This is a genomic window from Methanosphaera sp. (assembly GCF_016282985.1).
Lineage (GTDB): Archaea > Methanobacteriota > Methanobacteria > Methanobacteriales > Methanobacteriaceae > Methanosphaera.
The window spans coordinates 13,918-35,071 of the sequence record NZ_JAEELZ010000093.1; the positions used below are offsets into that span (position 1 = coordinate 13,918).

Sequence of the window (21,154 nt, forward strand, 5' to 3'; positions counted from 1 at the left end):
TATAAAAATTATTTAAGAGGTTAAGATTTTGAAAGTTTTTGGTGTCACAGGTCTTCCAGGTTCAGGCAAGAGTATTATTTCCAGAATTGCTGAAAAAGAAGGAATATATACTGTGAGCATGGGTGATGTTGTTCGTAAAGAAGCTGAAAAACAGAACTGTACTACTGGAGAAGCTGCGGTTAATCTTAGAAAACGTTATGGAAACAATGTCGTAGCTGACAGATGTATTCAAGAAATATTCAATCATTCCCGAAATAGACACAACAATAAACATATGGTTAAGAAAATTTACAAAAACAACAATAAATACCAGCAACCCAAGAAATATAAGAAAATTGAGCAGGATGTTTATATCATTGAAGGTATACGCAGTCCATATGAAGTTCAATATTTTAGAAAACGTTTTAAAAACTTTAAAATAATAGCCATACATTCAAACCCTAAAGAAAGATTTAATAGACTTATTCGAAGAAAAAGAAGTGATGACTCAACAGATTTTAAAGTTTTTAGAGAAAGAGATGAAAGAGAGCTTAAATTCGGGATAGGAAATGTAATTGCACAAGCTGATTACATGCTTATTAACGAAGGCCATATACAAAAATTTAAAAATAGAGTAAGAGTACTGATTCAAAATGAAATCAAACCAAAAAGAAATATCAAAAAACCATCAAATAAAATTAAAAACAAAGCTAAACCCAACAGAAAACCAAACCAAGGTAGAAAACAGTATTCGAAATATAATGGGCGAAAAGATTATAATAAAAAAAAGCAAAGATAATTATCTGATTGTTGAAGATGATTTAACCTCATTATCTTTAATAAACCATCTTATTATTAAAAATGAAATGGAAGAACTGGCTAAAAATATTTTAGAAAAAAATAAAACAGATACTTCTATTAAATTTTTCATAAATAAACAGGCAGCTTATAATAATACCTTTCATATGATTGATGAAAACATGTCCCCTCTTGGAGATATTGAAATAACTATTAAAACAGATAATCCAGAAGAAGTAATTGAATGGATTACTTCTTAAACTTATTCTTCTAAACTGTAATCGTATTTTTCTTCAAGATGAGCTTTTTTGATATCGTATGTTCCACTATCAAAGTGCCAGTTAATATCTGCCTCATCAATCACTATTTTTCTATCATAAAATGGGGTATCCAATACTAACGTTTCTGCTTCCCCACCCTCAAATGCAGGATGAATACCATATTTTTCATTTAATTGAATTAATTCATCTATGCTTTCATGTGTAATTGTTTTTCCCAACCATTTTTCATCAAGTCCGTATGCTGAAACACTTGTCAGTATCACTTCAAAACCTAAATCAACTATTTGTCTCATATATTCTATTGGATCTTTATGCCATAACGGTGAAACGGATATTAAATCTAATTTTTCACATATTTTATCTATTCTGGATTTTTGATATACTGATTCCAATGCACCAGAATAAACTGCATCCACACCTTTATCTTTAAGTCTTCTTAACATATGTTCCAGATCATTTAATTCTTCTTCCTTAATCCCATCAGTTAATACATCAATTGAAGGAATTTCCATAGCTGCCGAACAATAATCCACCATGTGTATAGCCGGCACATGAAACATATATGACTCGTTATTACGTGAATGCATAGCCAACAATGCGTAAATTTCATCACCATTGTTTAAAGCTTCATAAACAGCCATAGTACTATCTTTACCACCTGAATATAATATTACTGACTTCATAAAAATAAACTCCCAATAAAATAAATTAATTAAAAAAAAAGAATATTAGAAAGTGGATTTTGAAAATTAATTTCTACGTTTAGGTCTAAATCTAGGAGTTCCACGTTTTTTAGACTTTTTATTTTCTCTTCTACTTTCTTTTTTCTGTTCTGTTTTATTTTCTGATTTTGATTCTGATTTTGATTCTGATTTTGATTCTGATTTTGATGAACGGTTAAATAATGAAAATCTCTTTTTAGATTTTTCTTTTTTAACATTTTTAATCTCATCTTCTGATTTAAAATCATCAACAGTTAATTGTTTGAAACGTTTATTTGAACCTATGTTCTGTTTTGGACTTTCATCAAAAGATTCATCAAATATATCAATGGAATTAGATTTTCTTCTCCTATTTCTTCTAGGAGATCCTTTTGTATCTGTTCCAGGAACAACTTTTCTTTTGATTTTTTCTCGTTCCGTAGGTTTTTTCTTCCTTTTCTTTCTGAAATTATTGATAAATGTAATTAAAGAATCTACAAAGAATCCTGCTATTGCTACAATTATACCCAATACCCCTGAAGCTAAAATAACATTAGTTCCGGTAGGCATGAATTGACTTAAAAATGCATTCTGTGTCTCTGTAGGACCAGTCACATTCAATACAACTACTTCATTTTCTGATATTGCATTTAAAATTTTTGTAACATTATTTGCTTGAACTGTAGCATTTGCACCCATTGAAGTATATCTAAGATGAGTGTAAGTTGCATAACTAAATGTACTGTAAATACTGTTTAAAACTCCCTGAGGATCACCATTTTCTGCGATTTCTACAAGAAATGTTTTATCATCTATTTCAATAACATTTGAAATATCTTTATTACTATCATTTATCGATTGCTTTATCAGCCGCTTTTCAGTATCCGAGTCAAAATCCTCATCAATTTTAATAGTTATTCCATCATAATCTACACTTTCTACTCCCGTTATGGAGGAAATATTTTGAATAATCTGTGTTAAGTTTCCGTTAGTCGATAAATCTAGCTCAATAACATCAGTACCATCAACACTTTCCTCTACTATAACCCTAGTAAAGTCAGGTATATCCCCCACTATTGGCGTGAGCAAAAACGCTCCTGAGGCTAAACCTACAATTAAACCCAATAATATTACGGATATTAAATTTTTTTTACCTATATATGGTGTTAATAATGCTGTTGAAAAAACAAATAACATAGCTAGAATAAATAAAACTATCATTATAATGATTGTTAAAACATCCATAATTAATCCACTCTCTATTGAATGATTTCATTAAGAAACCACCCTATGTTAATTTTTTCAATATTATTATATATTTTGTAAACAATCCTATTAGTAGTTACTTATTTTAGTTTTAATATATAACTAAACAAAAGTTATTATAAATGATGTTATAAAATTAAATATAGAAACAAAAATTTTATAATAAAGAGGTTTTACAATGAAAGATTTATTAAAAAGATTATCAGAAGCCTGCGGTATATCAGGATTCGAAGATGAAATACGTGAAATACTTAAAGATGAATTAAAAGACTGCGTAGATGAAATGGAAACTGATATAATGGGAAACCTTATTACCACCCACAAAGGTAAAGAAGGAAAACCTAGTGTAATGTTAGCTTCCCACATGGATGAAATCGGATTAATGGTAAGTTTCATTGATGATGATGGATTTTTAAGATTCGTTAAAATTGGTGGAATAAACGATCAAATGTTATTAAACCAAAAAGTATATGTTCAAACTGAAAATGGAGAAGTGCCAGGTATTATCGGTTCTAAACCACCACACATTACCAGTGCTGAAGAAGCTAAAAAAATCATCACTTATAAAGACATGTTTATAGACATTGGTGCAAAAGATAAAGAACAGGCAGAAACACTTGTTTCAATAGGAGATGCTATTGTATTCCACACAGACTTTGAAGAATGCTTAAACGATTTAGTAATGGGTAAAGCATTAGACAACCGTGTTGGCTGTGCAATAATGACAAAAGTTATGCAACAATTAGATACTGAAGCAACAGTATATGGTGTTGGAACAGTACAAGAAGAAGTTGGACTTAAAGGAGCAAAAACTTCAGCATTCAAACTTAATCCTGATATGGCAATAGCATTAGATGTTACCATTGCTGGTGACCACCCAGGTGTTAAACCAGAAGATGCACCTGTAAAAGCAGGTTCCGGACCAGTAATCTCATTTGCAGATGCAAGTGGTAGAGGTTTAATCACACATCCTATGATGAAAAAATTATTACTTGAAGCAGCAGAATCTGCAGGAATTGAATGTCAGTTAGAAGTTGGTGATGGTGGAACAACAGATGCTACAGCAATCCACTTAACACGTGAAGGAATTGCAACTGCAACTTTATCTGCCGGTTCAAGATATATTCACACCCCAATAAGTGTTGTAAATCTTAAAGACATGGAAGACACTGTAAAACTTATCTTAGAATTCTTAAAACGTTTATAAGTGATTTTTTTTCACTTATATAATTTTTTTATCCCCACAATAAAAAACTATTTTTAAAATAATTTATGATTAAAAAATCAATAAAAAAAAAGATTAATTAGAGAATGATTGAGTATTTACTCCACCAAGTCTAATGTTATTATGTACAATTAATTTATTATTGGATGAATCAAATTCATTTCCTTTAAATTCCACATCAGAGATTTGTTGATAATCTCCTGAATTTATTCCGCCAACATCAATGTTTGAGAATATATCTGCTATTGGTCGTCCTAATTGTAAGTTTAATCCACCAATTTGAATTTCAGAGTTAATTGTTGTTACACCATTTGGTTCTCCGATGATGTTTAAACCACCAGTAGTAATAATAGTATTTAATGTATTGAGACTTCCTCCATTAAATCTTATATTAACTCCACCCAATGTAGCATTGATATTCATTTGATCTATGGTTGCATTATTATTTAAATTTGCATCAAATCCGCCTGCTATAAAGTTTCCACTGATATTATAATTATATTTATTACTTAAGAATATCGTGTTATCTGAAGAATTTGAATGTACAACAACATCTAAATGATCTCCTGTTTGATTGGTTGTTACATTTGTTGTATCATTTTCATTTTCTTTGGATGTGATATTATAAACTGCAGTCATATTATCTACAAATTCAATGTTTGCACCACCAGTTTTTTGGTCTATGACCAGGTTAACTGTTGAAATGTTTTGAACACTTGAATTGTTTAAATCAGCCTCATTAAGAATTACCTGATTTTCAACAACTCCTTCCTCGGAAGCATTATTCAAGCTTTTATTAACTGCACTATATCCAACTACACATAATGACAATATCAAAGCAATCAAAATTAAAATACCTAAAATTTTACTACTATCCATTTATATCAACCCTCCAATAAACACGATTATAATAAAGATTATTAGTGGTATACCTAATGTTGATAAAAATGATTTTGCATATCCTAAATTGTGTTCTTCACTAACAGCCACTATTTCTATAACCATTTTCCATAAGAATACAAGGAACATTAATGGAATAATTACGGCAAAACCTAATGTTGCTAATGCAATTCCAATTATTAACAATACATTCAATACACTGGAATAACTCATTAAATTAAATGTATTAAAAAATGAACCGGAACCTCCCAAAATTCTTGCAAATATGAATGTAAAAATGGAGTGTATTAATTTACATAGTAATGGAATAATTAAAAATACAACCAAAAGAATTCCCGTAAGTACAATATCCCCAGTTGCTATTCCTATCACTAATCCCAACATGAGACTATAAAATAATAATGAAATAATTCCATTTTTATCAGAGCCCTCTGTTTTAATGTAAAACAAGTCGTCAGGATTTGTAAAAACTTTTGCACTTTCAGTGAAGAACTCCATAATTTTTGTCTTCATACTTAAAAATTTGATATATATAATATAAATAATTACTTTTTATAAAGTTGACATATATGTAACTATGTTTATAGTTGTGATATTATGAAAGCTATTTCAGTTATTGCCAGCCCCAGAAAGAAAGGAAATTGTAGTCAAATAGTAGAATACATTACTGAAGGGTTGAAAGAAAAAAATTCCACTAATAAAATTTACTTTATAGACGACCTGAATATCAACACATGCAAGGCCTGCAGAATATGTAAAAATATGGATAAACCTTCAAAATGTATTATAAAAGATGATTTTATTAAAATAATGGATGAAATTGAAGAATCGGATATTTTTATATTTGCTGCTCCAAATTATTTTGGTGAAATAAATGCACAGGGACATATTTTTATAAATAGATTCTATTCTATGACAAAAACTACTCCCAACCAATTAAAAAATAATCCCAAATGTGTTATAATCCATACTTACGGTGCTAATGAGGGACATTATGACAAATACATAAATAAACGATCCCGAGTATTTGAATCAATTGGTTGTGAAATAGTTGAAATATTAAGCGTTGGAAAAAATAAGCCAAGTATTGGAAATTGTGATGATTTAATTGAATATGCAAAAAATCTGGGCAGACGGCTGGGTGAAAAAGATGACTAATATTGAAGAGATAATTGAAATAATTAAAAAAGAAGACAGAGTTATTAAAGTGGACATAATGGATGATGAATGTAAAAAAACCATTACCCAACTAGAAATGAAAAGACTGGAAGAACTTGTCCCTCTTATCAACAGGGGTCTTGAAGAAACTTTAAAGGAGGAATATGCTCTAATTGTTCTTAAAGATAAAAGGGATGTTTTTCTTGAAGATGAAGAGTTAATTCCTACCCTAACATTAATGAGTGAAAATGGTACATTAATTGGTGAAGAAATTTACGACCCTGAAGAATTAGAAGAATTACGTGAAGATCCAAACGTATATTTTATATCTGAACATTTTGTAACATATCCCTCACTTTCAACTCCCGGAGATAAACAATTTTTTGTAGTGAATCAATTACGTGGAGAAATGGAATGTGAAGAAAAAATAGAAGAAATTGTTTCAAGTTTATCCATTGCCACACCCTCAACTGAAGCCGACCATTACATTAAAGATTTGTATGATATGGATTATGTTGATGGAATAATTACTATGGTAATTGGAGTTACTCTATAATTATTCTATTTCCAACAATTCTTTATAACCCACCCTACATTTTTCTTGGAAATTATCCACCAGATCGGTATCACAATCTAAAACATCAACACCATACAAAACCAGATCATAAATAATTTTGTTTAATTTTTTTGCTTTAGGCGTTAAAATATACTCAGTATTACTACGGTTATCCCCGTTACATGCTCTTTTTTCAATTAAATTTTTATTTTCCATGAATTTTAAAGTATCTGATAAAACAGAATTATTTAAAGTAGGTTTATTCTCTTTAAATTCACTGAAATGTTTTTTTCCTGTATACATATCGCGTATAATTGCAATTACCCATTTTCTACTTATTAGTTCCAAAGTTGCATCTATTGGACAATCAGGTCCACCCCAATAATTAAAAATTTCATTATAATCCATAATATAAAATATGTTAAGTTAAAAAAATAACTTTTTGGTATGTTAGAACATACAAGTAGGTTAGAAAATACAATAAGTTATTTAAATTATAATAAACAAGTTTAAAATATAATAAAAAAATAGGGAGGAATTTTCATTACAAAAAATCCGGATGATGTACTTCAGGAAGTATTAGACACTCTTACACCTTTGAGAGGAGTTCAAAGTGTAGGTGTGTTAAATGATGATGTACGTAAACATATCCTTGAAATTGAAATGGAAAAAACGGGTGAACTTATACCGGTAATTAACGTTGGCGTTCATGAATGTTTGAACAGAGAATATACTGTTGCAATAATTAAAACAGCAACATTCCGACCACCTCCAACCCCTACAGTACAATTAGTTGACAACAAAGGAAATATTCTGGGTGAAGAGATTGTTAGTGTAGAACAAAAGAAAAAACATGAAGCTGATGAAAATGCTACTTTTGTAGCACCAGATTTTGTTTTAACCGTTGATCCAAATGATATACAAAAAACACTAACCACAGATTATTTAGAAAAAAATAAGGCAAAACAAGCATTTATTTTACCACCTGTTCAATTTATCGAAGTTGAAGAACTGGAAGATACCTGTGATGTTGTATCCAGTAGTCCCGATCCGTTAGCAGATTTGTATATAAAAGAATATTTTAACTTTGAAGATGATGCAAAATTAGCTTCAATTTTAGTTGGATTTAATGTTAAAAAAGATTAATTCCAACCTACTTTTTTTAGGTGATACTATGAGTATTAAATCAGATCTTATCGCATTACTACTAACCGATGAATCAATAATGATTGCAGCACCCATGTCTGATGAAATGAAAAAACAAGTTCTAAAACTAGAAATGAAAAGATTAGAAGAACTGGTACCTTTCATAAATGAAGGAATGGAAGAAGCTTTTGAAGAAGAAGATGCAATAGTGGTTATATTAGACAACACAGTTAAAAATGAAAGAATAGAAAATTCATATGATGAACAGGACACCAGTTTTACTCTTAGAACAGAATCAGGACAAATCATTGGTGAAACAATAATGGACGAGGAAGAACTTGAAGAATTAAGAAATGATCCAAACGTTTTCTTCTTGTCTGACAATTTTGTAACATATAGTAATCTTTCAAAACCCGGAGAAAAACAATTCTTTGTCATGAGTTCTACAAAAAGCTCATTTTTCACCGATACAAATCCGGAAAGTCTTGTAAGTAGTTTAACTGTTGCAATTCCATCTACAGAAACAGACCATTACATTAAAGATTGTTTTGATTTACCTCATGATGAACCTATAGGGACTATGATTATTGGTTATACAGAGTAGGAGATAATAATGTCCATCGTAGAATATATTGGATCTTTATCTGATGTTTATGGAATTGCTGACTTTTCAATTGAAAAGGAAGAATTAATTGAAATGTATGGTGAAGATATCTGCAAGTATCCTTATGCCATAGCAATTGGTCATAAGATGATAGAAGAAATCATTGAAAAAATACCTTTAACATACACCGATGATGACCTTGCTAAGGAATATCTTGACGAATATTTTAATTCTTTCCAAAGAGTTTCCAAGATTGCTGATAAAATTATTGATTATATCCAAAATGAAGGATTTAATGCAATCAAATTAGATGTTTCAGGCACAAATCCTGAATTAAATCTTAAAAAACCATTCAGTAATAAAGCCAGTGCAAATCTTTCGGGAATTGGTTGGCTGGGAAAAAATAATTTACTGACTACAAAAGAATTTGGTCCGCGACTAACTTGGGCAACTGTATTAACCGATGCACCTTTGGGTGAATATGCCGGAAGACCCATCGAATCTCTATGTGGAGATTGCCAGATGTGTGTTAAAGCGTGCCCTGGTAAAGCAATTGTTGATTTGCCAAATCCAAAGGAATCATATAGTCCGGAAAAATGTGGTGAATTTTTGATGAAACGTAAAGAAAGCGGTCATCAAGTAGCTTGTGGAATGTGTCTTTACATTTGTCCTTTTGGAAATAAAAAATCTAAAGAATTAATGGGATGGTAAAAAATTACGTGGTGAATTATATGAAAGTGTTAACCTTAATAACCAGTCCAAGGAAACATGGATATACTAAACAAATTGTTGATAGACTTACAATAGGTATTAAAGATAATGATGGAACAAATGAAGTTTTATTCATGGATGATTTTAATATTCAACACTGTACCGCATGTAGAGCTTGTGAAAAGGGTGGAGGATGTGTATTAGATGATGATTATAATTTAATTATGGATAAAATTAGGGAAGCTGATTATTTTATTTTCACAGCACCAATATATTACAATGACATTGCAGGATATTCCAAAATGTTCCTAGACAGATTAGGTTCCTGTAATTATGATCCAGAATTAACAATACCTGAAACTAAAGCTTTATTAATGATTACTCATATGTCAACAAACATTAATCCATTTGTTATCGAAAATACCCATAGATGCTTAGCAACAGGCAACTTTAAAGTTAATAAAATTTTAGATATTGGTAACTTAATGGTTGATGGAAAACTTGAAGAATTTGAATTAGAAGATTATGAGGACATAGGTTATGAATTAGAAGAGTATGAAATCATTCCTCATAAACTAGATTTAGACTCTGCAACACTCTAATTCTTACTTTTTTTATTATTTTTATCATTTTCAAGTGTTTCATAGATTGTCTGAGCTAATTTTTTATTTATTCCTTCAACATTTGATATTTCTTCAAGACTTGCATCATATATGGCATCAAGATTTTCAAAATGTGTTAACAATGCCTGTTTTCTCTTTTTACCAACTCCTGGAATTTCATCAAGAATTGATTTTGTAAAAGCCTTACCTCTTAACTGTCTGTGGAATGTAATTGCAAATCTATGTGATTCATCACGCACATATTGTAAAAGATGTAATGCCGTTGATTTTCTAGGCAATATTATTGGTTCACTTCTACCGGGAACATATAACTCTTCAAATTTCTTGGCCAGACCTACAAGAGGTACATCAGTAATATTTAACTCATTAAATACTTCTACTGCCATCCCTAATTGTCCCTTACCCCCATCAATAAGAACAAGGTCTGGTTTGATAAACATGGAATCATTAGAATCTATCTGTTTATCATAGTTTGGAGATATTCTCGAATATCTTCTTGTAATAACTTCTTTCATCATTGCAAAATCGTTTGGTCCCGGCGTATTCATTTTAAATTTTCGGTACATCTTTTTTGCCGGTTTAGCATTTTCAAAGACCACCATTGATGCTACCGCATGAATACCCGAAATATTTGAAATATCAAACGCTTCTATATGATAAGGTAATTTTGGTAGATTTAAATATTGTTCCAACGTTAATAACGGATTTTCTTCTTCTTTAGTGTTTTCTGTTAAACTTATATGTGCATTTTTCTTAGCTATTTTAATTAACGTTAAATAATGTCCCTCTTCAGCAACTTTGATTTTTATTTTATGTCCCTGTTTTTCTTCCAACCATTCTTTAATGATTTCTTCATCATTAATTTTATCTTCCAATATTATTTCATCCGGTGCAGGTGCGGTGGAATAGTATTGTTTAATAAATTCTGTGAGTATTTCAGTGTCTGTGAATCCTTCAATCTGTTTAAGTACCAGGTCATCTTTTTTGTTGGTTTTACCATTTCTAACTGATATTATTACTACTGCTGCTTCAGAATCATTATGATCGATACCAATTATATCCTGATCAACTTCCCTTGTCGGTTGGATACTTTGTTTTTCCAAGGTGATTTTGATTGTATCTATTTGATCTCTTACCATTGCCGCTTTTTCGAATTCCATATTTTTAGAATATCGGTTCATATCCCTTTCCAATTGTTTGATAATTGTCTTATATTTTCCCTGTAATAATAATTTTGCCCGTTTAATATTTCTTTTATAATCTTCTAATGAGATGTTATTTATACATGGTGCATCACATTGTTTTATTTGATAATTTAAACAAGGACCATCCATATGTTTACATGTTCTGATTTTAAAATTCTTATTTAAAAAGTCTATAAATCCCCGTGCATTTGTTGCATCAGTATACGGACCATAATAGGATGCACCCTCATTGTTTAAACGACGTGTAATATGAATTCTAGGATATTCTTCGTTGGTAATCTTAATATATGGATACTGTTTCCCATCTTTAAGAGAGATATTATAATGGGGCTGATGTTTTTTAATAAGATTTGCTTCTAAAATTAATGCTTCTTTTTCTGTGTTTGTTAATATATATTCAAGGTAAGCAAAATGTTTCATTAGAACTTGTGTTTTTGGCCTATCTAATTTATCATCATCCCTGAAATAACTTTGAACCCTACTTTTAAGTCTTTTTGCTTTTCCCACATATATTATCTCATCATCACTATTATGCATGATATATACGCCGGGTTTTTGTGGTAATTCTTCAGGACTTGTAATCATCATAGACATATTTGCACCTTGTATTTATCTTATATAATATAATCAGTATTTCCTTATTAAATCTTTCCAGAATGGATATCTTTTAACAAAATCTTCAACTTCCCCCACCATGAAAGCATAGTAATACTTCAATCCATTATTATGTGCTTCCTGTCTTTTGGCTCTTTGCTTCATTCTCTGAGGCAATAACTTTTCCATAATTTCTTCCTCTCTTTTTGGAGAAAATAATACTTTATAACGTGCATTTATCCCATTTGATGTGTAATACATAATATCATTGAAAATATCAGGAATCAATACTTCTTCATTCATTGCCATAGTATATATTTCTTCAAAATGCCTACAGAAATATATTAAATTAACACTGGGGTTAAGTATTTCCTGGTAATGTTTATCCATAAGAGTAATAGTTTTTGCATCCCAATCTATCATATTTTCACATCAACGGATTATATATAAATTTATAATTTTAGATGGTAATAATATCTTCTTAGAGTAAATTAAAATTTAATGTATTAATTATTACTTATTTTTTATTGAATAATTTTGATAAATAATATTATCAATTACCTTTAAGAAATATAATGTTATTATGTCAAAATTCAATTTACATTCCGATTATAAACCCTTTGGTGACCAGCCTAAAGCCATTAAATCACTTGTAGAACATTTCAAAAATGGAGATAAGGAACAAACTTTAGAAGGTGTGACCGGTTCTGGAAAAACTTTTACTATGGCAAATGTTATTGAACAATTGGATAAACCAACACTCGTGATGAGTCATAATAAAACACTGGCTTCCCAATTATTTGAAGAATTTAAAGAATTTTTCCCTGACAATGCTGTGGAATATTTTGTCAGTTACTATGATTTTTATCAGCCGGAAGCTTATGTTGCACAAACTGATACGTTTATTGATAAAGAATCTTCAGTTAATGAAGAAATTGACAGATTACGACACTCTGCAACCCAATCATTACTTACCAGAGATGATGTAATTGTTGTTAGTAGTGTATCCTGTATTTATGGTATTGGTTCACCTGAGGATTATGCGGAGTTTACATTACAATTAGAAGTTGAACAAGAAATTTCTAGGGAAGAAATTCTTAGAAATCTTGTTGAAATGCAATATTCACGAAATGATATTGAATTTGACAGAGGTAAATTCAGAGTACATGGGGATGTAATTGAAATATTCCCTATAAATGCAAATTACTCTCTTAGAATTGAAATGTGGGGGGATGAGATAGATTGTATCTATAAAACAGACCCTCTTACAAATAATATTGAAGAAGAAATTCGTAAAGTTATTATATTCCCTGCAAAACACTTCGTAATTGCACGTGAAAAACAGGATGTTGCAATTAAGAACATTAAAAAGGAATTAGCTGAACGTGTTGCAACTTTTCAGGCTACTGGAAAATATGTTGAAGCCCAACGTATTGAACAAAGAACCAATTTTGATTTAGAAATGATTCAGGAGATTGGTTATTGTTCAGGGATTGAAAACTATTCAATGCATATGAATGGTAGAAAATGGGGAGAAACTCCTTATTCTTTATTAAAGTATTTCCCAGAGGATTATCTTACAATTATTGATGAATCTCACGTAACCGTTCCACAAATTAGGGGAATGTATGAAGGAGACAGGGCACGTAAAGAAACGCTTGTACAGTATGGTTTTAGATTACCCAGTGCTAAAGAAAACAGACCTTTACGTTTTGATGAGTTTTTAAAAGCTCAAAACCAGGTTTTGTATGTTTCTGCCACCCCTTCTGCTTTTGAATTAGGAAGAAGTAAGAATAAAGTCGAACAAATCATCCGTCCTACAGGATTAGTGGATCCAAAACCAATTATAAGACCTGTAAAGAACCAAGTTGATGATCTTCTCGGTGAAATTAGAAAACGCGTTGAAAAGAATCAGAGAATACTTGTCACTGCACTTACTAAGAAAATGGCAGAAGATTTAACAGATTACTATATTAAGATGAACGTAAAATGCAGATATTTACACTCCGAAATCACAACACTTGAAAGAACAGAAATAATTGATGACTTAAGACGGGGCGAATTTGATTGCCTTGTAGGTGTAAACCTGTTAAGAGAAGGTCTTGACTTACCAGAAGTTTCATTAGTAGCAATTTTAGACGCAGATAAAGAGGGATTCCTTCGTTCTCAAACATCACTTATACAGACTATTGGTAGGGCCGCACGTAATGTTGATGGTGAAGTTATTCTCTATGCCGATAATATAACAGATTCTGTTAGAAATGCTGTAAATATTACCGAACGTAGAAGAAAAATACAGATAGCTTATAATCAGGATCATAATATTACACCAAGAAGTGTTGTTCGTAAACTTAAAGATAAAAAAATTGAAAGTAAAGTTGAAGATATACAAGAAATCGACAATATTACGATTGAAGAAGTTGATATGTTAATTGAAGAACTTGAAACAGAAATGAAAGAGGCTGCACAGAAATTAGACTTTGAAAGAGCTGCTAAACTAAGAGATAGAATAATGGAATTAAAAGAGGAATAGTATGGAAAGCAAAGAAGAAATAAGAAATAGGGCTATTCAAGACAGAAAGATTATTATCAAAGGAGCAAGAGAACACAATCTCCAAAATATTGATGTTACTCTTCCCCGTGACCAATTTATTGTAATTACCGGACTTAGTGGTTCCGGTAAATCATCTTTAGCATTTGATACCATATACGCGGAAGGTCAAAGAAGATATGTGGAATCATTATCAGCTTATGCAAGACAATTTCTAGGACAAATGGAAAAACCAGAAGTGGATTATATAGAAGGATTATCACCTGCCATATCCATTGATCAAAAAACAACCAGAGTAAATCCACGTTCAACTGTTGGAACTGTTACGGAAATTTATGACTACTTGAGATTGTTATATGCTAGAATTGGAATTGCACACTGTTATAACTGTGGGAAAGAAATTTCTCAACAGACCCCAGGACAAATTGCAGAAGCCATTATTGAGGAAAATGAACATGAAAAAATACTGGTTCTAGCTCCTGTAATCAAAGGCCGAAAAGGACAACACTTAAAAGTCTTTGAATCATATAAGGAAAAGGGTTTTGTTAGAGTAAGAGTAGACGGTGAAATATTATCATTAGATAATGAAATAAATCTTAATAAAAACAATAAACATAGTATTGAAATTGTTGTTGATAGACTTAAAGTTGCAAACAACGAAAACTTCAGAAAGAGACTTGTAGAATCCGTTGAAACAGCACTACAAATTGGTGAAGGCCTTGTTACTATTGCAAACAATAACCCGGACATAGCTGATCAATATTATAGTGAAGCACTTGCATGCCCTGATTGTGGAATTAATTTTACTGAAATCAGTCCGAGAATGTTTTCATTTAATAATCCTCAAGCAGCATGTCCTAGATGTAATGGTATTGGAAGTACATTAGAAGCCGATCCTGATCTAATTGTACCTGATAAAACATTATCCTTACACCAGGGAGCAATTAAACCATGGAGTAATTCCCAAAAAACGGATAACTATTATAACAAAATGTTGGATGGTGTTGCAAAGCACTATGGAATTGATTTGGATGCTCCATTTGACAGTATTGCTAAGGAATACCAGGACATCATATTATATGGTAGTGGTGATGAAAAAATTAAATTCCTCTTTGGAAACGGTAGAACAAAACGTGAAGTCAGCAAGCCTTTTGAAGGTGTTATACCTTACATGAAAAGATTATTTATTGAAACAAGTTCACGTTACAGGAGAAAAGCTGCACGTACTTACATGACTTTAAATGATTGTCCCAAATGTCATGGTGACAGGTTAAAACCGGAAATGTTGGCTGTAACCGTGGGTGATTTAAATATCGCTGATTTAACAAAATTGTCTCTTAGTCAAAGTAGAGAATTCTTTGAAGATTTAGAACTTACTCCAAGACAAGAATTTATTGGAAAAGAAATTTTAAAAGAGATAAAGGAGAGACTGGAATTTTTAAATGATGTTGGTCTGGATTACCTTACTTTAGCTCGTTCATCAGGTACATTATCTGGTGGAGAAGCTCAAAGAATACGGCTTGCCACACAAATCGGTAGCAGACTTGTTGGAGTACTATATGTTTTAGATGAACCAAGTATTGGTTTACATCAAAGAGACAATATGAAACTCATTGAAACTCTAAAACATTTACGTGACATAGGCAATACGTTAATTGTTGTTGAACATGACGAAGAAACCATTATTGAAGCAGATCATGTTGTTGATATAGGTCCGGGTGCCGGAGAACATGGTGGAATATTAACTGCCCAAGGAACTCCCGATGATATTAAAAACAATGAACATTCACTTACAGGCCAATATTTATCAGGAATTAAAGAAATTCCCGTTCCAAAACAACGGCAAGAAGGAAATGGTAAATTCATTACTGTTTATGGTGCAGAAGAAAACAACCTTAAAAATATAGATGTCACATTCCCATTGGGTAAGTTTATCTGTGTTACAGGTGTATCCGGTTCCGGAAAAAGTACTCTTGTTAATGAAATTCTTTATCACGGTATCGATGAAATATTAACAAACAAACATAAGCATAAAATTGGTAAGCATAAATCAATTGAAGGTGTTGAAAATATTGATAAAATTATTGTAATAGACCAATCCCCTATTGGTAGAACTCCACGTTCCAATCCTGCAACATATATTGGATTATTTACATACATACGGGAGTTATTTTCACAAACTGCCGAATCAAAACAACGTGGTTATAAACCTGGACGATTTAGTTTTAATGTTAAAGGTGGAAGATGTGAAGCATGTAGTGGAGACGGAATTGTTCAAATCGAAATGCACTTTTTAGCAGATGTTTACGTTCCATGTGAACTTTGTGAAGGAAAGAGATATAATAGAGAAACTCTGGACATCAGATATAAAGGAAAAAACATTAATGATGTTCTAGAAATGACCAGTGAAGAAGCTTTAGAGTTCTTTGAAAATATTCCTAAAATTAAAAGGAAATTACAAACGTTAGTAGATGTAGGACTTGGTTATGTTAAACTTGGTCAACCTGCAACAACATTATCCGGTGGAGAAGCCCAGAGAGTAAAATTAGCTAAAGAATTAAGTAGACAAAACACATCAAACACATTATACATTTTGGATGAACCTACAACAGGATTACATTTTGATGACATTAATCGATTGTTACAGGTATTGATTAAATTAAGAAATCAGGGAAATACTTTAATCATTATTGAACATAACCTTGATGTGATTAAAACAGCAGACCATATAATTGATTTAGGTCCGGAAGGTGGAGATAAAGGAGGACAAATTGTTGCTGAGGGAACTCCCGAAGAAGTAGCTAAAACAAATTCCTATACTGGAATTTACTTAAAACCTATGTTAAAATAAGTCCTTTAAAATAATTAATCTTAAAAATTTCATCAAATCTTTAACTGTACATTTAATCCTAAAAAAATGTATTATTTTATTAAACATAGGAAAATATATATACTTATCTTAGCATATAAACACATAGATAATATTTTAGAATAATATTATCATCTCAAAAATTTTGTAGGAGATATGATGAAATTACAATTTTTGGGAACCGGCGGCGGTCGTTTTGCTACCATCAGCCAAAAAAGAATGACTGGTGGATTTAGAATAGACGATATTGGTGGTAAAAATATCCATGTAGACCCTGGACCAGGTGCTTTAGTAAGAAGCCATCAATTCGGTTTAAACCCAAGAAAGATTAACATGCTCCTTGTTAGTCACTGTCATACCGATCATTATAATGACGCCGAGATTATGATTGAAGCTATGACTCAAGGAATGACAAAAAAGACGGGACATGTTATCGGTAGTGAAAGTGTAATTAATGGAAATGGGGAAATAGGTCCCGGTATATCAAAATATCATCAAACAAAATCAGATATTTCTGTATTACATCCCGGGGATGTTATTAAGGAAGATGAAATAACAATTAGAGGTACTGCTACCCATCATGGAGATTCTACGTGCGTAGGATTTAACATTAATTATGATGGATTAAATATTAATTACACAGCAGACACTGAATACTTCCCAGAATTATCTAAGGAACATGAAGGTGCCGATGTATTAATTGGTTGTGTAATTAAGGAAGGAGAACGAAAAATTAAAGGTCATATGAGAACTATGGACTTTGAAAAATTAGTAGAAGAAGTTCAACCGCAAATAGCGATTATGACCCATTTAGGCGTTAACTTAATTATGAACAATCCGTTCCAAAACACCAGAATCATAACAAACAATACAGGTGTTAGGACGGTTGCTGCAACTGATGGATTAACTATGAGTTTGGATCAGTTTATACGAAATGTTTAAAACAACATAACTAAATAAGATAATAAACATATAGTTAATCTGTTGTTACTTTTTTTTATTTGCCCTGATGGCTCAGCCCGGCACAGTACCTGACTCGTAATCAGGGGATCGGGGGTTCAAATCCCCCTCGGGGCTTTAATTATTATATTTTATCAGGATGTATAAATCCTGCTCTTATCATATGATCAACAATTACCATACTACAAGCTGATTCAGCTACGGTTGTTACTCTTGGACAGATACATGGATCGTGACGTCCTTCTATTTCTATTGTTGAATTTTCATTTGTTTCTAAATTAACTGTTTTTTGGATTCCACTTACAGATGGTGTAGGTTTAACAGCTATTTTAAGTATTATTGGCATCCCATTAGACATTCCACCCAATATTCCACCAGCATTATTTGTTTCTGTCATTATTTTTTCATTTTCCATATGATATGGATCATTAAACTCTTTACCTGTAAGTAATGTACTTTCAAATCCCAAACCTACTTCTACACCTTTTACGGCACCAATATTCATTAATGCTTTTGCAAGATCCCCATCCAACTTATCAAATACCGGTTGACCCAGCCCTATTGGAATATTATCAATTATAATTTCTACAATTCCTCCGACTGAATTTCCTTCTTTTTTAGCTTTCAGAATTTCTTCTTCCATTTCCTGAGCTTTATCCAAATCAGCACATCGGACATTATTCTTTGTAATATTTTCCTTAATTTCGTTTAATGAATACTTATTTTCTGTATGAATATGATGTATGGAAGTAACGTGAGCAGTAACTGTAATATCATGTAAGGCCAATAACTTTTTACTTACTGCTCCTCCTATTACATGACCGATTGTAATTCTTCCACTACCTCTTCCTCCACCACGATAATCATAGTTATTGAATTTTTTCTGCCAACATAAATCACCATGACCCGGTCGGGGATTATTCTTTAAATTATCATAATTTTTACTTCTTTGGTCTTTATTTCTTATGATTGCAGTAATTGGAGTTCCATCTGTTTTTCCATTGAAAATACCCGATAATATTTCAACAGAATCTTTTTCATCACGTGCCGTTGTTAAATTACTTGTTCCAGGTCGTCTTTTATTTAATTCTTCTTGAATATCTTCTCTTGTTAATGATAATCCTGCAGGACAACCATCTATTGTTGCTCCCAGTGCTGTTCCATGACTTGCACCAAAAGTTGTTACTTTAAATATTTCTCCAGTAGTGTTTGATGCCATATATTATTACTCCTGTTGTTGATTATTCTTTTCCAGATAATTTACGGATTGGATTATTGATTCCTGTACATTTGGTATATGCTTTTCTAAAAAGTTTAGTATTTCCTTATTGTTATCTTCATTCATTTCTTTTCTTGATGAATATTTTATATTGGTACTTTCTACCCAATCACAAATCCATTGATGTTTAACGTGTTTTAACGGATATATTGTGTTTTCTTCAAGATTATTTGTTATTTTTCTTCCTTCAGTCATTGAATTTAAATAATTTAAACAAAAATCGTCTTGACAATAATTACTTACATTTAGTGTATCTTCACTTTTAGTTTCAAGTATTTTGACACCATACTTTCTTTTGTATGGTTCCAAAACCAAATATAATAAAATATTTTCTAAGCTATTATTATTTTCTATGTATAATTTGACTTGGGGTTTTATCTGATTTTTTACGGTTCTTGATACTTTAATACATATTTTTTGAAATAGTTTAGAACGTATGACTTCTATTTGAGGATATTCTTTCCGAAAATCATCTTCTTTCTTTCTTGAAAACTTGGAAAATTTTAGATTGTTAATATAAATACCATTTTTATACAAACTTATAAACCTGGTGTCTACCCCTATTTTATTTAATGTTTTGATTATGTTTTTTTCTTCCGCATTCATATTTAATCAGTTTTTAATTTTTTTATCATTTGACTTGTTGTTTTAATATCCAATTGACCTGGAGCAGATTCGTTATTTATAGCAGCATAAGTGACTGGTGCTCCCATTACCGGCCCCATTACTCTTGTATATGAACCTATTTTATCCATACTTATTGCAATTATTCCATTGTTTTCCATCAATAACTGTAAAACTGTGAAAGTATCTTCAAGTTTATTTGGTTTAACTGCTATTTTAGGTATATCCCCTATTTCAAAAGAACTGTCTATAATTTCCTGTAAAAATTCTTTATCAGGTGTTTTTTCAAAATTATGATAAGATATGATTGTTTTGTTAGCTTTATCTATCACTTTTTGTCTAAGTTCTTCATCAGTACTTAATTCTATATCCGTGATTTCAACCAAGTGGGCATTTTCCAGTAAAATTGTTATTCGTTCCTCTTCTGATTTATCAAATAATCCCCCTTCTTTCTTTGTTCTGTTAGTCAAAATAATTGGCGTTTGGGTAATCTGCTTTATTGATTTAATTATATCTGTTGCTTTACTGCTAGTTATATCCTCTATAACATCCAACCTCAGTTCCAAATAATCAACATTTTCATAAGATAAGTTTTTAACCAACTTTAATATATTATCCTTATTTTCTTCTATTATCGAAGCACATACTCCAGTATTTATTTTAATCTACCCCACTTATTTCTATTACATATCTTTATACATTTTAATAAAAATAATTTTAAAAATAATTAAAATTAAAGAACAATATATTACTATGAGTCCCCGACAAATTATTTTTTTGATAGAATAAAAGTATTACTAAATAATAATAGTAATAATCTTTGTTCTTATTCTAAAAAAAACATAAGATTATATCTTTTTTTTGTCTTTGTTCAAATCAAACAAACAACATTATTATACAATGAAATAATAATGATGATGAGATAAAAACATATAAAATTAAAAGAAAAAATAAATATTATCATCTTTTATATTCTTTGTTTAAATCCCCATCCAACATTTATCTTTTTATATGTATGATTATTTTTGTTATATGAGTTTGATTTTAGCTGGAGCGGACTGTACCCACTTACACAGTCGTTCATTATTGAATTTCTGCTTACTTTTACGTATAATATTGCAGGC

The 21,154-nt window shown here is 30.9% G+C and carries 22 protein-coding genes and 1 tRNA gene; 13 read left to right on the forward strand and 10 right to left on the reverse strand.

Annotation, left to right across the window (positions count from 1 at the left end; all coding sequences use genetic code 11):
* Positions 1-28 precede the first annotated feature (28 nt).
* A complete protein-coding gene (locus QZZ11_RS05920; RefSeq protein WP_292474425.1) occupies positions 29-778 on the forward strand; it encodes an AAA family ATPase in 750 nt (249 codons plus the stop codon).
* Entirely contained in the window at positions 729-1,037 is a 309-nt protein-coding gene (locus QZZ11_RS05925) for a hypothetical protein (protein WP_292474460.1), read from the forward strand. The genes QZZ11_RS05920 and QZZ11_RS05925 overlap by 50 nt, the downstream gene beginning before the upstream one ends.
* Before the next feature lie 2 nt (positions 1,038-1,039).
* Here the strand turns inward: QZZ11_RS05925 and QZZ11_RS05930 are convergent, their stop codons facing one another.
* Positions 1,040-1,741 carry a diphthine--ammonia ligase gene (locus QZZ11_RS05930; protein WP_292474426.1) on the reverse strand — a complete coding sequence of 234 codons (702 nt, stop codon included), beginning with the start codon at positions 1,739-1,741 and terminating at the stop codon, positions 1,040-1,042.
* Positions 1,742-1,807: 66 nt separating this feature from the next.
* Positions 1,808-3,004: a hypothetical protein gene (locus QZZ11_RS05935; protein ID WP_292474428.1), complete on the reverse strand. Its 1,197-nt coding sequence runs from the start codon at positions 3,002-3,004 to the stop codon at positions 1,808-1,810.
* A 199-nt stretch (positions 3,005-3,203) separates the two neighbouring features.
* Here QZZ11_RS05935 and QZZ11_RS05940 point away from each other — a divergent pair, with 199 nt between their 5' ends.
* Positions 3,204-4,232, forward strand: coding sequence for a M42 family metallopeptidase (locus QZZ11_RS05940; RefSeq protein ID WP_292474430.1), 1,029 nt, complete (start codon positions 3,204-3,206; stop codon positions 4,230-4,232).
* 93 nt (positions 4,233-4,325) lie between these two features.
* Here QZZ11_RS05940 and QZZ11_RS05945 read toward each other — a convergent pair whose 3' ends face one another.
* Both QZZ11_RS05945 and QZZ11_RS05950 read right to left on the reverse strand, forming a co-directional pair.
* Positions 4,326-5,129 carry a hypothetical protein gene (locus QZZ11_RS05945; RefSeq protein WP_292474431.1) on the reverse strand — a complete coding sequence of 268 codons (804 nt, stop codon included), beginning with the start codon at positions 5,127-5,129 and terminating at the stop codon, positions 4,326-4,328.
* Positions 5,130-5,663, reverse strand: a complete 534-nt coding sequence (locus tag QZZ11_RS05950; RefSeq protein WP_292474433.1) for a YIP1 family protein — start codon at positions 5,661-5,663, stop codon at positions 5,130-5,132.
* A gap of 84 nt (positions 5,664-5,747) precedes the next feature.
* On the opposite strand from QZZ11_RS05950, the gene QZZ11_RS05955 reads away from it, so the two are divergent.
* Both QZZ11_RS05955 and QZZ11_RS05960 read left to right on the forward strand, forming a co-directional pair.
* Positions 5,748-6,308, forward strand: a complete 561-nt coding sequence (locus tag QZZ11_RS05955; protein ID WP_292474434.1) for a flavodoxin family protein — start codon at positions 5,748-5,750, stop codon at positions 6,306-6,308.
* Positions 6,301-6,864, forward strand: a complete 564-nt coding sequence (locus QZZ11_RS05960) for a hypothetical protein (protein WP_292474435.1) — start codon at positions 6,301-6,303, stop codon at positions 6,862-6,864. Before QZZ11_RS05955 ends, QZZ11_RS05960 begins: the two co-directional genes overlap by 8 nt.
* Here QZZ11_RS05960 and QZZ11_RS05965 read toward each other — a convergent pair whose 3' ends face one another.
* Positions 6,865-7,272, reverse strand: coding sequence for a helix-turn-helix domain-containing protein (locus QZZ11_RS05965; RefSeq protein WP_292474437.1), 408 nt, complete (start codon positions 7,270-7,272; stop codon positions 6,865-6,867).
* 189 nt (positions 7,273-7,461) lie between these two features.
* Here QZZ11_RS05965 and QZZ11_RS05970 point away from each other — a divergent pair, with 189 nt between their 5' ends.
* Genes QZZ11_RS05970 through QZZ11_RS05985 form a run of 4 tightly spaced genes read left to right on the forward strand, consistent with a single transcriptional unit; the run spans position 7,462 to position 9,927 of the window.
* Positions 7,462-8,010, forward strand: coding sequence for a hypothetical protein (locus QZZ11_RS05970; protein WP_292474439.1), 549 nt, complete (start codon positions 7,462-7,464; stop codon positions 8,008-8,010).
* Between the two features lie 28 nt (positions 8,011-8,038).
* On the forward strand, positions 8,039-8,614 hold the full coding sequence (locus QZZ11_RS05975) for a hypothetical protein (RefSeq protein WP_292474441.1): 576 nt from the start codon (positions 8,039-8,041) through the stop codon (positions 8,612-8,614).
* A 9-nt stretch (positions 8,615-8,623) separates the two neighbouring features.
* Positions 8,624-9,325 carry a 4Fe-4S double cluster binding domain-containing protein gene (locus QZZ11_RS05980; RefSeq protein WP_292474442.1) on the forward strand — a complete coding sequence of 234 codons (702 nt, stop codon included), beginning with the start codon at positions 8,624-8,626 and terminating at the stop codon, positions 9,323-9,325.
* Between the two features lie 20 nt (positions 9,326-9,345).
* A complete protein-coding gene (locus QZZ11_RS05985) occupies positions 9,346-9,927 on the forward strand; it encodes a flavodoxin family protein (protein ID WP_292474444.1) in 582 nt (193 codons plus the stop codon).
* On the opposite strand, the gene uvrC is transcribed toward QZZ11_RS05985, so the two are convergent.
* Together uvrC and QZZ11_RS05995 are read right to left on the reverse strand one after the other, a co-directional pair.
* The gene (gene uvrC, locus QZZ11_RS05990; protein ID WP_292474446.1) at positions 9,924-11,747 is read right to left on the reverse strand and encodes an excinuclease ABC subunit UvrC; all 1,824 of its coding nucleotides are present in this window, start codon (positions 11,745-11,747) and stop codon (positions 9,924-9,926) included. The genes QZZ11_RS05985 and uvrC overlap by 4 nt on opposite strands.
* Positions 11,748-11,780: 33 nt before the next feature.
* Positions 11,781-12,170 (reverse strand): hypothetical protein, encoded by a 390-nt coding sequence (locus tag QZZ11_RS05995; protein ID WP_292474448.1) that lies wholly within the window; start codon positions 12,168-12,170, stop codon positions 11,781-11,783.
* A gap of 160 nt (positions 12,171-12,330) precedes the next feature.
* On the opposite strand from QZZ11_RS05995, the gene uvrB reads away from it, so the two are divergent.
* The 4 genes from uvrB (at position 12,331) to QZZ11_RS06015 (ending at position 18,244) form a co-directional block, all read left to right on the forward strand.
* Complete coding sequence (gene uvrB, locus QZZ11_RS06000; RefSeq protein WP_292474449.1) at positions 12,331-14,280, forward strand: excinuclease ABC subunit UvrB; 1,950 nt, start codon at positions 12,331-12,333, stop codon at positions 14,278-14,280.
* A gap of 1 nt (position 14,281) precedes the next feature.
* Positions 14,282-17,149, forward strand: coding sequence for an excinuclease ABC subunit UvrA (uvrA, locus tag QZZ11_RS06005; protein WP_292474451.1), 2,868 nt, complete (start codon positions 14,282-14,284; stop codon positions 17,147-17,149).
* A gap of 177 nt (positions 17,150-17,326) precedes the next feature.
* Positions 17,327-18,109: an MBL fold metallo-hydrolase gene (locus QZZ11_RS06010; RefSeq protein WP_292474453.1), complete on the forward strand. Its 783-nt coding sequence runs from the start codon at positions 17,327-17,329 to the stop codon at positions 18,107-18,109.
* 61 nt (positions 18,110-18,170) lie between these two features.
* A tRNA-Thr gene (locus QZZ11_RS06015) sits at positions 18,171-18,244 on the forward strand.
* Between the two features lie 7 nt (positions 18,245-18,251).
* Here the strand turns inward: QZZ11_RS06015 and aroC are convergent.
* From aroC to aroD, 3 genes are read right to left on the reverse strand one after another with little or no spacing between them, the layout of a single operon-like run.
* The gene (gene aroC / locus QZZ11_RS06020; RefSeq protein WP_292474455.1) at positions 18,252-19,346 is read right to left on the reverse strand and encodes a chorismate synthase; all 1,095 of its coding nucleotides are present in this window, start codon (positions 19,344-19,346) and stop codon (positions 18,252-18,254) included.
* A 6-nt stretch (positions 19,347-19,352) separates the two neighbouring features.
* Positions 19,353-20,012 carry an ATPase gene (locus QZZ11_RS06025; protein ID WP_292474456.1) on the reverse strand — a complete coding sequence of 220 codons (660 nt, stop codon included), beginning with the start codon at positions 20,010-20,012 and terminating at the stop codon, positions 19,353-19,355.
* A 2-nt stretch (positions 20,013-20,014) separates the two neighbouring features.
* Positions 20,015-20,695 carry a type I 3-dehydroquinate dehydratase gene (aroD, locus tag QZZ11_RS06030; RefSeq protein ID WP_365952853.1) on the reverse strand — a complete coding sequence of 227 codons (681 nt, stop codon included), beginning with the start codon at positions 20,693-20,695 and terminating at the stop codon, positions 20,015-20,017.
* Positions 20,696-21,154: the final 459 nt, after the last annotated feature.